13 protein-coding genes are annotated in these 11,916 nt (G+C 64.2%); 5 read left to right on the top strand and 8 right to left on the bottom strand.

The annotated features are described in order from the left end of the window. Window positions 1–372 precede the first annotated feature (372 nt). Window positions 373–1,365, bottom strand: coding sequence for an adenosine kinase (locus tag LB543_RS19170; RefSeq protein ID WP_140810803.1), 993 nt, complete (start codon window positions 1,363–1,365; stop codon window positions 373–375). Window positions 1,366–1,641: 276 nt separating this feature from the next. Here LB543_RS19170 and LB543_RS19165 point away from each other — a divergent pair, with 276 nt between their 5' ends. Then, window positions 1,642–2,544 (top strand): EamA family transporter, encoded by a 903-nt coding sequence (locus LB543_RS19165; protein ID WP_224615177.1) that lies wholly within the window; start codon window positions 1,642–1,644, stop codon window positions 2,542–2,544. A 221-nt stretch (window positions 2,545–2,765) separates the two neighbouring features. Continuing rightward, window positions 2,766–3,476, top strand: a complete 711-nt coding sequence (locus tag LB543_RS19160; protein WP_224615176.1) for a sulfate transporter family protein — start codon at window positions 2,766–2,768, stop codon at window positions 3,474–3,476. Window positions 3,477–3,480: 4 nt separating this feature from the next. Here the strand turns inward: LB543_RS19160 and LB543_RS19155 are convergent, their stop codons facing one another. The 6 genes from LB543_RS19155 to LB543_RS19130 all read right to left on the bottom strand — a co-directional run bounded on the left by LB543_RS19155 (window position 3,481) and on the right by LB543_RS19130 (window position 8,079). After that, window positions 3,481–4,479 (bottom strand): proline racemase family protein, encoded by a 999-nt coding sequence (locus LB543_RS19155; protein ID WP_224615175.1) that lies wholly within the window; start codon window positions 4,477–4,479, stop codon window positions 3,481–3,483. A gap of 10 nt (window positions 4,480–4,489) precedes the next feature. Then, the gene (locus LB543_RS19150; RefSeq protein WP_224615174.1) at window positions 4,490–5,293 is read right to left on the bottom strand and encodes an isocitrate lyase/phosphoenolpyruvate mutase family protein; all 804 of its coding nucleotides are present in this window, start codon (window positions 5,291–5,293) and stop codon (window positions 4,490–4,492) included. A 74-nt stretch (window positions 5,294–5,367) separates the two neighbouring features. Continuing rightward, window positions 5,368–6,219, bottom strand: coding sequence for a hypothetical protein (locus LB543_RS19145; RefSeq protein ID WP_224615173.1), 852 nt, complete (start codon window positions 6,217–6,219; stop codon window positions 5,368–5,370). 84 nt (window positions 6,220–6,303) lie between these two features. Continuing rightward, entirely contained in the window at window positions 6,304–6,963 is a 660-nt protein-coding gene (locus tag LB543_RS19140) for an HAD family hydrolase (RefSeq protein ID WP_224615184.1), read from the bottom strand. A gap of 63 nt (window positions 6,964–7,026) precedes the next feature. Continuing rightward, window positions 7,027–7,512 carry a dUTP diphosphatase gene (dut, locus tag LB543_RS19135; RefSeq protein ID WP_224615172.1) on the bottom strand — a complete coding sequence of 162 codons (486 nt, stop codon included), beginning with the start codon at window positions 7,510–7,512 and terminating at the stop codon, window positions 7,027–7,029. 96 nt (window positions 7,513–7,608) lie between these two features. Further along, window positions 7,609–8,079: an Lrp/AsnC family transcriptional regulator gene (locus LB543_RS19130; RefSeq protein ID WP_224615171.1), complete on the bottom strand. Its 471-nt coding sequence runs from the start codon at window positions 8,077–8,079 to the stop codon at window positions 7,609–7,611. A gap of 113 nt (window positions 8,080–8,192) precedes the next feature. On the opposite strand from LB543_RS19130, the gene LB543_RS19125 reads away from it, so the two are divergent. The 3 genes from LB543_RS19125 to LB543_RS19115 all read left to right on the top strand — a co-directional run bounded on the left by LB543_RS19125 (window position 8,193) and on the right by LB543_RS19115 (window position 10,797). Next, on the top strand, window positions 8,193–8,441 hold the full coding sequence (locus LB543_RS19125; RefSeq protein ID WP_224615170.1) for a DUF6356 family protein: 249 nt from the start codon (window positions 8,193–8,195) through the stop codon (window positions 8,439–8,441). A gap of 13 nt (window positions 8,442–8,454) precedes the next feature. Next, window positions 8,455–9,255 carry a class II glutamine amidotransferase gene (locus tag LB543_RS19120; protein WP_224615169.1) on the top strand — a complete coding sequence of 267 codons (801 nt, stop codon included), beginning with the start codon at window positions 8,455–8,457 and terminating at the stop codon, window positions 9,253–9,255. Window positions 9,256–9,426: 171 nt separating this feature from the next. Next, window positions 9,427–10,797: an amidase gene (locus tag LB543_RS19115; RefSeq protein ID WP_224615168.1), complete on the top strand. Its 1,371-nt coding sequence runs from the start codon at window positions 9,427–9,429 to the stop codon at window positions 10,795–10,797. On the opposite strand, the gene LB543_RS19110 is transcribed toward LB543_RS19115, so the two are convergent. Next, window positions 10,791–11,888 (bottom strand): NAD(P)/FAD-dependent oxidoreductase, encoded by a 1,098-nt coding sequence (locus tag LB543_RS19110; protein ID WP_263498754.1) that lies wholly within the window; start codon window positions 11,886–11,888, stop codon window positions 10,791–10,793. The two genes, LB543_RS19115 and LB543_RS19110, sit on opposite strands and share 7 nt — an antisense overlap. Between the last annotated feature and the right edge of the window lie 28 nt (window positions 11,889–11,916).

Here is an 11,916-nt window from a genome sequence, read left to right as displayed (position 1 = left end):
AAAAGGCCGGATGGAGCCCCGACTACCTCGCCTCAATCCTCGGTCAACTTCCCCGTTAACCTGGATTCGCAGCCCTGCGGTGGGCGAGACGGCGAAGCTGCCGATCTCCCCCCTCGTGGGGGAGATGCCCGGCAGGGCAGAGGGGGGCGCGAAGGATCGCTACGCAGCGGTACTTGTGTTCACACGTGCGGCCGCTTGGCATCGCCTGGGGGAATGCCGTCGGTTGGCAGGGAAAACCTCGAGATGTTGGCGGGACAGCGCCCCCCCTCTGGCCTGCCGGCGTTCGTCGTTCGGAAGCCAAGCAATTGGCTTTCCGCCCGCTTCGCGGACCACTCCTCAACCCCCACGAGGGGGGAGATCGGCAGCTTTGTCCTACAACAACCCCGCCTGCTCGGCCTCTTTGCGTAGGTTCTGGCGTGGCCTCGGGCCGATCTGCTGGATCACCAATCCGGCCGCCAGTGAGCCAAGATCGCCGCAGGTCTGGAGATCGCAGCCCTGTGTATAACCATGCAGGAAACCGGCGGCGTAGAGATCGCCGGCGCCCGTCGTGTCGACCAGTTCCTTGATGGCGGTCGCCTTTATGACCACGGTCTCGTCGCCGCGCACGATGACCGAGCCCTTTTCGGAACGGGTCACCGCCGCGATCTTGCAATCCTTGCGGATCTGCGCCACCGCCTCGTCGAACGACGAAGTCTGGTAAAGCGACTTGATCTCGTGGCTGTTGGCAAAAACGATGTCGACTGTGCCCGAACGCATCAGGTCGAGGAACTCGTCGCGGTAGCGGTCGACGCAGAACGAATCGGAGAGAGTCATGGACACTTCGCGGCCGGCCGCGTGGGCCAGCCTGGCCGTCTGCCGGATGGCTTCCTTGGCGCGCGGCGGGTCCCACAGATAACCCTCGAAATAGGTGACCTTGGCGCCCGACGCCTTGTCGGCCTCGACATCTTCCGGCCCGAGTTCGATGCAGGCGCCGAGATAGGTGTTCATCGAGCGCTCGCCATCGGGGGTGACGAAGATCATCGAGCGCGCCGTCGGCGGCTCGCCCTCGAGCGGCCTGGTGTCGAAGGCGACGCCCTGCGCGTGGATATCGTGCGCATAGATTTCGCCCAGCGCATCGTTGGAGACCTTGCCGAAGAAGGCGGCGCGTCCGCCAAAGGAGGCGACACCAGCCGCCGTGTTGCCGGCGCTGCCGCCGGAGGCCTCGATCGCCGGACCCATGCGGCTGTAGAGCAATTCGGCGCGGTGGGTGTCTATGAGGTTCATCGCGCCCTTGATGATGCCGTTGGTCTGGAGGAAGTCCTCCTCGCACTGGGCGATGATGTCGACAATCGCATTGCCGATGCAAAGCACGTCATATTCCGGCATCAATGTCTCCGCCAAAACCCGGGCCGGCTTCTTGCCATGCCCGCGCGGGTCTACAGCATGATCCTGAAAACTGGCAACCGATTTTCTGTCGTTGCTGGCGTTGCGGCGAGGCCCATCTTTGTCGAAGAAGCCAGCAACTACGTGCCTGTAAAGCGGTTCTGCCCATGGTTTTCGTTGTACCCCCAGGCGTTACGACAATTCGATCGTGGCCGAAGCATTTCGTCGTGGCGTTGCCTAAAAGGGCTTGTTCGATCTCGACCCGAAGGCGGCAAGCCCATGTCTGCAAAGAGCGATACGACCACCGACCTGGCGCTGCTCGGCGTGCTGGCGGTGCTGTGGGGCGCCTCCTACACCTTCATCAAGATCGGCGTCGAGACCATCCCGCCCATCACCTTCATCGCCGCTCGCACCCTGATCGCTGGCGCCATCCTGTTCGCCATCATCCGCTGGCGCGGGCTTGCCATGCCGGGCGATGCGGCAAGCTGGCGCCGCTTCGCCTTCCAGGCCTGCCTCAACAGCGTCGTCCCGTTCACGTTGATCGCCGCCGCCGAGCGCTCGGTCGACGCCGGCCTTGCCACCATCCTCAACGCCACCTCGCCGATCTTCACCTTCCTTCTGACGGCGCTCATCACCCGCCATGAGCCGGTCACAGTGCGCAAGCTGGTCGGCGTCGGCGCCGGCATCGCCGGCATCTGCCTCATCGTCGGCACGCAGGCGCTTGGCGGCATCGGCCACCAGCTCTGGGCGCAGCTGGCCATCGTCGTGGCAACCGTGTGCTATGCGGGCGCCGCGATTTTCGGCCGTGGCTTCAAGGGCCTCGATCCGATGCTCCCCGCCGCCGGTTCGATGCTGTGCGGCGCGGTCATGCTGGTGCCGCTCAGCCTGGTGGTCGACCAGCCGTGGACGCTGGCGCCTTCGGCGGCTTCCATCCTCGCCTTGCTCGGCCTGTCGGTGTTTTCGACGGCACTGGCTTTCGTCATTTATTTCCGTCTGATCCACACGCTGGGTTCGGTCGGCACCACGTCTCAGGCCTATCTGCGCGTGCCGATCGGCGTCGGCATCGGCACCGTCTTCCTCGGTGAAAGCCTTGGCCCCACGGCTTGGCTCGGCATGGGTTTTGTCGTCGCCGGCGTGGCTGCCATGACCATACCGGTCCGCAGGCCGGCCTTCGCCCGATAGGCAAATTTCGAGAGCGTCCAAAGGCGAGCAACGGCCCGCGCTTGTGCTCGCGGGCCGCGCTGCCTATCTCGGGAGCGTCCTGTCTTGAGCGGTTCAGTGTTTGATGGAATCTCTGATCGCTCTAATTTCTTGTTTTTACGCAATCCCGGACGGAAAACCGCTACGCACTTTTCCTGGAATTGCTCTTGTGGCTGTGTCCGCTGACCTGGGGTTGAAGCACGGTGATTTTCGACGCTGCCCGCACCGCGGCCCTGGAACTGCTCTCGCCTCCGTTCCGCGCCGTCTTCATCAAGACGCTCGGCCTGACTCTGCTGGCGCTGGTCGCCCTGTGGTTCGGTCTGACCAGCCTTGTCGAATGGCTGGCCCTGCCTTGGCTCCAGACACTGTTTCCCGGCATGCCATCCTGGGCCGGCTGGCTGGGCGGCATTATCGCGGCAATAGCGCTGGCTTTCGGCATGGCGCTGCTCGTCGCGCCGGTCACGGCAGTGGTCGCCGGCTTGTTCCTCGACGATATCGCTGACGTGGTCGAGCGCACCGACTTTCCCGGCGACCCGGCCGGACGCGCCATGCCGGCATTGCGCTCGCTGGTGCTGGCGATAAAATTCTTCGGCGTCGTCGTCCTGGGCAATATCGTGGCGCTCATGCTTCTGCTGGTGCCGGGCATCAACATCGCCGCCTTCTTCATCGTCAACGGCTACCTGCTCGGGCGCGAATTCTTCGAATTCGCCGCCATGCGCTTTCGCCCCGAGGAAGATGCGAGGGCCCTGCGCAGGCAGTATGCCGGTACGGTGTTTCTCTCCGGGCTGGTTATCGCGGCCTTCCTTGCCGTGCCGCTGCTCAACCTGCTGACGCCGCTCTTCGCCGCCGCCATGATGGTGCATCTGCACAAGGCGGTCTCGGCGCGGGAAGCGGCTCGTCGCGCACGCGGTTGAGCCTTCAGCGCAAGAGGAAACCGCGCCCCAGATCGTCGTCCGGTTCTACGATGAATTCGGCCCGTCCGGAATAATAGGCACGGCCGCCGACGCGGGCGACGATCGCCTCGTGCGGGCCGGCCTTCGCCGTTCGTGCCACGGCCCCGGAAAAGCGCGAGCCGGCGATGCTTTCGAAAACGCGCGTCTGCCCGATGGCGATCTCTCCCTTGGCATGCATGGCCGCCAGCCGGGCAGTGACGCCGGAACCGGTCGGCGAACGGTCGACCTCCGCCTCGGCGAAGACGCAGACATTCCTGGTGGCCTCTCCGGAAAAGGCGTCCTTTCCATCGGTCAGGATGGTGCCATAGAGGAAGGCGAGGTCATCATGATCGGGATGCGACAGCGCGAACTCGGCCTTGAGCCGGTTCGTCAGCGCGGTTGCCGCATCGACGAAATCGCGTACGCGGTCGCGGCCGAATTCCAGCCCGAACTGATGGCAATCGGCCAGCGCGTAGAAAGCTCCGCCATAGGCGATATCGAAACCGATTTTGCCATATTCCGGCAGCTCGATCTGCTGGTCGCGGGCGAACAGGAAGGCCGGCACGCTCTCGAACGACACCGAACCGGCCCTGCCATCGCTGACCGCGACAGAGGCGACGACAAGGCCGCACGGCGCCTCGATGTTCACGGTAGTGAACGGCTCCTGTTTCGCCACAAGTCCTTGATCGATGGCGTAGCGGCCGAGCGCGACGATGGCGTGGCCGCACATGGTCGAATAGCCCTCATTGTGCATGAACAGCACGGCGAGGTCGGCGCCGGGCAGGTCCGGCTCGACCAGCAGGGCGCCATACATGTCGTAGTGGCCGCGCGGCTCGAAGATCAGCAGTTTGCGCAAATGATCGAGATGGTCGCGCACATAGGCGCGCTTCTCCAGGATGGTGCCCTTGGGAATGCTGGGATAGCCGCCCGTGACGATCCGGAGCGGCTCGCCGCCCGTATGCATGTCGACGACGGTGAGGTTCATGCGGCCGGTCCTAGCCCTGGGATTTGCCGTACAGCGCCTGCAATTTGCCGAACGGCATGGCGGCGCGGGTGAAGCCGAACGTGCCGTCCTGCTGGATTTCGCGCGCCGCCGTCTCCAGCATGCCGTAGGCGAAATTGGTCAGCCAGGGGCCAAGCGAAATCCGTTTGACGCCGGCCATGGCAAGGTCGGCGATGGTGAAGCCGGGTCTCGCCATGACGTTGACCGGCTTGCCGACCGCCGAGCAGATCTTGCGCACCATCTCGACGTCGCCGATGCCCGGCGCATAGAGCACGTCGGCGCCGGCCTTTTCGAAAGCCTGCAGCCGCTTGATCGTGTCGTCGAGGTCGGACTTGCCCCAGAGGAAATTCTCGGCCCGCGCCGTGAACACGAAATCACGCTTCAGCGCCCGCGCCGCCTCCACCGCGGCGGCAACGCGCTCGACCGCGTGCGAAAACTCATAGATGGGCTTGTCCGGATCGCCGGTGTGGTCCTCGATCGAGCAGCCGGCAAGCCCGGCGGCTTCCGCCGCGAAGATGGTCTCGGCGGCCTGCTCGGCGCTGTCGCCCTTGCCCTTCTCGAGATCGGCCGAAACCGGCAGTTCGGTCGAGGCCGTCACGTCGCGGCAATGATGAATCATCTGATCGAAGCTCACGGCTCCATCCGGCAGGCCGCGCGAAAAGGCAAAGCCGGCGCTGGTCGTGGCCAATGCCTTGAAGCCGAAGGAGCCAAGCAGCTTCGTCGTGCCCGGGTCCCAGGGATTGGGCATGACGAAGGTCGAGGCATGCAGGTCGCGAAAAATCTTGCCCTTGTCCATGGATGCTCCCCCATAACGAGTATTGGACGGATGCTAGCGCGCTGTTTGCGGCCGGGCAAACGAATGCGGTTGGTTCAGAAGCGTTTCTCGTTGTCTGCTGCCAATTTCTCGAAAGCGTCGGAATCGGCGACATAGCCCGCCGTTCTCTTATCCCAGCGGTAGGTGACGGAAATGGCGTTCGAGACGGCTTTCGGGGCCGGTTCGTCGCAAGTCTCTTCGCCAGGCGCTGTCTTGTCGGTTATCGTCGCCTTGATCGCCGCGTAGGGCGGCCCATCGCTCAAAACCTGGAAGGCCAGGTCTTGGGAGCGCCGGTAGGAACAGACATTTTCGTCTAACGTGTTGATGAGGTCGATCAGCTCAAAACGGTCGTCTCGCACCAGGATAAGCGGCGTCGACATGTAGCCTTGGTTCGAGTTGAAATGCGTGCTGGAGATCATCAGCGCATCGTCACTGGCGCCGAGCGAAAGTTTACCGGGGTGGCGAAAGAAGGTGAAACGGTCGGTCGCCACATTGACGGCGTCAAGCAGCCTCGGTTTGCCGGTGACGTCGTAAAGCGCCAGCACCGCATAGCCCTCCGCGCTGTCGGGCGACTCGCCGAGGTCGAACAGCATGGCCAGCCGGTCCTTGCCGCCGGCTTTGATGCCAAGCACGCCGGCGCTGAAAACGCTCGGTGCTTCCGGTGGCGAGCTGTCATTGTCGGGACCGGCGATGTGCCGCATCTCGATCGGCGAGGAGCCGACATAATAGTCAGCCTTCGCCGTCAGATCCGGAATGACCATCCTGATGAGATCGGCATAGGTCGTATCGGCGTGGCCGGCGATGGGTTTGCCGAGGTCCGGGCTGGCGGCATCCTGGGCGCTGGCCGCGCCGCACAGCAATGGCACCAACAGGCAGGCAAAGACGAGCCGATGCAAAAATCCTGACATGCTTGATATCGTCCCCTCACCGCAAGCATCGCGAAGCTAACATGGCTTGCAGGGCGCCGCAGCTAGCCAAACCGGCCGGCAAAGTCAGTGGATCGGCACCAGCCCGGCGAGTTCGCGCATGTCGTCGAACAGGATGCCTCCGGCCTGGATCAGCCCGTCACGGTCGGAATAGGGATCGCCATGATAGGAGAACACCCGCATGCCGGCGGCGATGCCGGCCTGCGTGCCGGCAACGCTGTCCTCGATGACGATGCAGTCGGCGGGCTCGAAGCCCATGGTCCTGGCCGCATGCAGAAACAGGTCGGGGAACGGCTTGCCCCGAGACACCATGGTGGCGCTGAACATGGCATGCTCGAACAGAGGCAACAGCCCGGTCTGGCCAAGCGTTATGTGCATTTTGGAGATCCTGGCCGAGGTGGCGACGCAATAGGCGAGGCCGGCCGCACGGACCGCCTCGATGAACTCCCGGACATAGGGGATAGCTTCGACGCCATGGGCGAACAGATCCGGCAGGCCGGCATTCCAGCGCTCGACGAAATCGGCGCCGAGCCTGACGCTGGTCGTCTCTTCGATCTCCTTCCGCACTGACACCATGCTGCGGCCGGAGAAGTTCTTGCGGCAATATTCGAAGGTCGTTGGGTAGCCGGCCGCGCTAAGCCATTCGGCCAGGCGTCGGTTGGCTAGGTTCTCGGTATCGACCAGGATCCCGTCGCAGTCGAAGATGACGAGCTTTGGCAGGGGCAGTGTTTCAGTCATATTGGATCAGTCTACCCGGCAAGGTTCGCTGTGCCGAAACGCAGCCATGCATCAGGCGGTGCCGGTCGATCCGAATCCGCCCGAGCCGCGCGCCGTGCCGCCGGCGAGCGAACGCTCTTCCACCGCCACCTGCGTCACGGCGGCGAAAACGATCTGGGCAATGCGCATCCCGCGCGTCACGGCGAAGTCCTCGTCGCCGAGGTTGACCAGCAGCACCTTCACCTCGCCGCGATAATCGGCGTCGACCGTGCCCGGTGAATTGAGGACGGTGAGGCCATGTTTGAAGGCAAGGCCCGAGCGCGGCCGCACCTGGCCTTCCATGCCTTCGGGAATTTCCAGGATCAGCCCCGTCGGCACCAAGGCGCGTTTGCCCGGCAGGATCAGAAGCGGTCGGTCTTCGGGCACCGCCGCGCGCAAATCCATGCCGGCGGCGCCGGCGCTTTCATAGGCGGGAAGAGGAAGTCCCTCACCGTGCGGCAGCCTGATGAAGCCGACGGTCGGACCGATGACGGAAGGTGTTTGAAGGGCTGCGCGCATAAAATCGATCCTATCGGCGCGAATGCCGATTCGGTCAACTCGACCGCGGAGCTATCAACGGCTTTCTTTCGGGCATCACTATGGCCTGAGGGCGGCCTAGCGAACTTCCATCGGAACAATCGTCGTCTCCTTGATCTCCTCCATGACGAAGGAGGCGGACACATCGGATAGCGCCACCTTGGCGATCAGCCGCTGGTAGAGCCGGTCATAGGCCTTCACGTCGGCGACGCGGGCGCGCAGCACATAGTCGAGATCGCCAGACATGCGGTAGACGCCGATGATCTCGGGCAAGCCCGCCACCGCGGCGCGGAATTTCTGCAGCCAGTCCGGATCGTGATTGGATGTGCGGATCAGGATGAACACCGAAAGGCCGAGCCCGAGCTTTTCGGCGTCGACCAGCGCCACGCGGCCAGTGATGACGCCATCTTCCTCCATCCGCTTCACGCGACGCCAGCAGGCATTGCGCGACAAGGCCACCCGCTCCGACAGCTGGTCGACCGACAGCGTGCCATCGCGTTGCAATTCGGCGAGCAGTTTTCGATCGATCTCATCGATTGCCAGTGTCATGTGAAATATTTGTCCCATGAAATAGCAAAATACAAGGATATTTTGGGACCAATGAACCGGTGAGGCGTGTCAGGATACTCATATCGGAACGCAAGCGCTGAAGGGGAACCAGCATGTCGGTCGCAAGGATTTTCACCTCTCATACGGCCAAGGTCGGCGAAACCTATTTCGGCCATATGGCCTTCGCCGCCTGGTTCTCGTCGCGCCTGCTGATGGCGGCGGGAGCAGCATTTGTTCACGCTTTCTTGCCATTTCTCTTCGAGACTACCGCCAGCCGAATCATCCGCGAGCTCTACGAGCGGACGCACAACAGAGGCACACACGCGATCAACGAGCCGGTGGCTCTTCCGGATCGCGCCTAGGGGACGACAAGCGATGTGCCGGTGGGCCGCCTATCTCGGTGAAGCGGTCTTTCTCGAAGACATCCTCACGGCGCCCTGTCACTCGCTGATCGCCCAGAGCCACTGCGCCCAGGAAGCGAAGTCGCCGACCAATGGCGACGGTTTCGGCCTTGCCTGGTACGGCGACCGGCCCGAGCCCGGTCTTTATCGCGACATCCTGCCGGCCTGGTCCGATCCCAACCTGAAGAGCCTGTGCCGGCAGATCAAATCCGGCCTGTTCCTCGCCCATGTGCGGGCCTCGACTGGCGGCGCCACCAGCCGCATGAATTGCCATCCGTTCATCTCCGGCCGCTGGTCGTTCATGCACAACGGCCAGATCGGCGGCTTCGAGAAGATCCGCCGCGCGCTGGAGAACTCGCTGTCCGACGCCGTCTTCGACCAGCGCGAAGGCACCACCGATTCCGAACTCTTCTTTCTCCTGATGATCGACGAAGGATTGGCTGCTGATCCGCAAGGCGCCGTTTCCCGTGCCACCAGTCGCGTGCTCGAAGCCTCGCGCCGCGCTGGCCTCGAGCCGGCGCTGAAACTCACCGCCGCCTTCTCGGACGGGCAGGCGCTGTATGCGGTGCGCTACGCCAGCGATGCCCAGGCGCCGACGCTCTACACAGCGATGTTCGGCAAGGGCGCCGGCCGCTGCATCGTCTCCGAGCCCTTCGATCGCGAGGGCGGCGACTGGCAGGCGATCCCGCCATCGAGCTTCGTCACCATGACAAGGGACGGCATCACCATCCGCCCCTTTGCGCCAACTGCGGCGAAACTGGCGCTGGTTGGATAGGCTTTCGCCGCGTTGAGTAACGTCGCGGGACAGAGGGGGGCGCCGTAGAGTGCCGACCTCAACGCAATCCCAATCAAAGGCCGACTTCCAAGGAATGCTCAACTCCGCTTGAAGCCGCGCCGCTGTCCGCCATCTTGAAGGGCAGGCGGCAAGCAAGCTGGAGCATTCGTCATGGACCCGGTCTTTTCCACAACCACCGATCTCGCCGCCGCCATCGCCAATCGCAAGATCTCTGCCGTCGAGGCGCTCGACGCCCATCTCGCGCGGATCGACAAACACAACCCTGCCGTCAACGCAGTCATCTCACTCGACAGGGAAGGGGCTCGCGAGCGTGCCAAGAAGGCCGACGCGGCACTGGCGCGCGGTGCCGTACTTGGGCCGCTGCACGGCGTTCCCTTCACGCTGAAGGACATGCACGAGACATTCGGCGTGAGGACCACGGTCGGCTTCCCGCCCTTCGCCGACTATGTGGCGAAAGAAGACAGCCCGGTCGTTATCAGGCTGAAGGCGGCCGGCGGTGTGCTAATGGCCAAGACCAATGTCGCCACCATGCTGTCCGACTGGCAATCGGACAATCCGCTGTTCGGCCGCACCTGCAATCCCTGGAACCTCCAGCGCACCCCGGGCGGATCCAGCGGCGGCGCCGCTGCCGCCGTCTGCACAGGCATGACAGCGTTCGACGTCGGCACCGACATGCAGGACTCGATCCGCCTTCCGGCGGCGTTCTGCGGCGTCTACGGCCTGAAGCCGACCGAACATCGCGTTTCGCTGGCCGGCGCCTTTCCGGATCCGGGCGGTGCCGCGCGCGGCGTGCGGCTGATGTCCTGTCTCGGCCCACTGGCGCGCAGCGTAGAGGATCTGTCGTTGATCTATCGGATCATCGCCGGCCCGGACAGCCGCGACACCGACCTTGCGCCGGTGCCGGTCGAGGCCATGCCGAAGCTCGACCTCCAGGCTTTGCGCATCGCTTTCGCGCCCGACTTTGCCGGGTTCCCGGTGGCCGGCGACATCAGTGCCGCGGTCGAAAATCTCGCAAGGCAACTGCAAGATGCCGGTGCCGTCATCGAGGAAGCGAAACTGCCCAAGCTCGATCTGCACGACAATCTTGCCGAGGGCGGCGCGCTGATCGGTATGATGATGGAGGCGGCGCAGGAAACCCCGGAGCAACCGACATCGGTCTCGCGCTGGTTCGAGGCACTGGCCCGCCGCGACAAATCCATTCTCGCCTGGGACCGGTTCTTCGAGGATTGGGACGCGCTGCTCTGCCCGGTCGCCATGACCACGGCATTCCCGCATTGTGCGCCGGGCACTGCGATCAAGGTCGACGGCAAGGACCGGAGTTACTGGATGCTGCCGGCCTACGGCGCCCTCTTCAACTACAGCGGCCACCCAGCGCTTTCGATGCCATGCGGACAGGACAGCGGCGGCCTGCCGATCGGCCTGCAGCTTGTCGGCAAACGCTGGTCGGAATCGCGGCTGCTCGCCATCGCCAGGGCGATGGAACCGCTAGCCGGCGGCTTTCGCCGGCCGCCCGGCTATTGAGCGAAGCGCGACAGCCCGTAAGGCGCCATCAGCGGGTCGCGCTCGCCGCCAAGAATTTCGCGGGTGGCGAACAGGCCGACGGCCGGCGCCAGCGTGATGCCGGAATGCATGACCGCGACATAGACGCTATCCATGCTCTCGGCGCGGCCGATGATCGGAAAGCCGTCGATCGGCGTCGGCCGGTAGCCGACCGTGTGGAAATCCAGCTCAAGTCCGTCGCTGTCGCGCAACATGGCTTTCGTGGCCGCGAACAACGCGCGCGCGGTGGCCTCGGCATCCATCCCCGGATCGGCGCCGCCGAAGTCCGAGCCGGCGATGATGCGGCCTTCCGCCGTCTGGCGCATGTGCAGCCGCTCGGCCAGCACCAGTCCGTTGAGCAGCTTCTTGTATGGCCGCGAATGGACGATCAGCCCGGGCGGCGTCTCGATCGGCAGGTTGATGCCGGCGGTCGCCGCAATGTCAGGCGAGCCGACGCCTGCCGCGATCACCACCTCGTCGGCGGCGATCAGCCCATGCGATGTGTCCACGCCGGTTATCCTGCCATTGGTCTGGGCAAGTGCCGTCACCGTGCTGGAGGTGATGCGTGCGCCATGCCGCTTCGCATCTGCCAACAGTGCTTTCGTGGTTGCGACCGGCTCGGCGACACCCTCTTCGGCCACATGCAAAGCGACATCCGGCAGATCGGCGAGATTCGGCTCGATGCGCGCCGCACCGGCACGGTCGACGCGCTCGATGCCGTAGCCCCAGGCAGAATGCTCCGCGGCATACGTTTCCATGTCGGCCGCCGATAGATCCCAGCACAGGCCGCCGCACCAGGCGAGCGGCAGGCTTGGCAGATCCCGCGCTAGCCGAGTCCATTCAGCCATCGCGCGGCTGCGCAGCCGGAAATACGGCTCCGGGTTACCCCAGCTTGCATTGATCCAGGCAAAGGAATTGGGCGTCGCGACACCACCAATGCCGCTTTCGGAGATGACGGTCACTTGCGCGCCGGCCCTGGTCAGATGCCAGGCGATGGAAGCTCCGATGATGCCGGCGCCGATGACGATGATTTGCTTGGTTTCGCTCACGCTTGATCTCCGCCGGATTGGCATCCCTGATGCCATCGCGGCGGCCGGAGCT

The sequence above is a fragment of the Mesorhizobium sp. ESP7-2 genome, from assembly GCF_020164715.1.
Lineage (GTDB): Bacteria > Pseudomonadota > Alphaproteobacteria > Rhizobiales > Rhizobiaceae > Mesorhizobium.
The sequence above is the reverse complement of the archived record's forward strand: the minus strand, read 5'-3'. Positions and strand labels throughout refer to the sequence as shown.

Excerpts from the sequence above, each read along its gene's own strand:
- LB543_RS19165 (WP_224615177.1), top strand. The coding sequence starts at position 1,642 with ATGTCTGCAAAGAGCGATACGACCACCGACCTGGCGCTGCTCGGCGTG.
- LB543_RS19115 (WP_224615168.1), top strand. The coding sequence starts at position 9,427 with ATGGACCCGGTCTTTTCCACAACCACCGATCTCGCCGCCGCCATCGCC.
- LB543_RS19145 (WP_224615173.1), bottom strand. The coding sequence starts at position 6,219 with ATGTCAGGATTTTTGCATCGGCTCGTCTTTGCCTGCCTGTTGGTGCCA.
- LB543_RS19125 (WP_224615170.1), top strand. The coding sequence starts at position 8,193 with ATGTCGGTCGCAAGGATTTTCACCTCTCATACGGCCAAGGTCGGCGAA.
- LB543_RS19110 (WP_263498754.1), bottom strand. The coding sequence starts at position 11,888 with ATGCCAATCCGGCGGAGATCAAGCGTGAGCGAAACCAAGCAAATCATC.
- LB543_RS19150 (WP_224615174.1), bottom strand. The coding sequence starts at position 5,293 with ATGGACAAGGGCAAGATTTTTCGCGACCTGCATGCCTCGACCTTCGTC.
- LB543_RS19120 (WP_224615169.1), top strand. The coding sequence starts at position 8,455 with ATGTGCCGGTGGGCCGCCTATCTCGGTGAAGCGGTCTTTCTCGAAGAC.
- dut (WP_224615172.1), bottom strand. The coding sequence starts at position 7,512 with ATGCGCGCAGCCCTTCAAACACCTTCCGTCATCGGTCCGACCGTCGGC.
- LB543_RS19155 (WP_224615175.1), bottom strand. The coding sequence starts at position 4,479 with ATGAACCTCACCGTCGTCGACATGCATACGGGCGGCGAGCCGCTCCGG.
- LB543_RS19170 (WP_140810803.1), bottom strand. The coding sequence starts at position 1,365 with ATGCCGGAATATGACGTGCTTTGCATCGGCAATGCGATTGTCGACATC.
- LB543_RS19130 (WP_224615171.1), bottom strand. The coding sequence starts at position 8,079 with ATGACACTGGCAATCGATGAGATCGATCGAAAACTGCTCGCCGAATTG.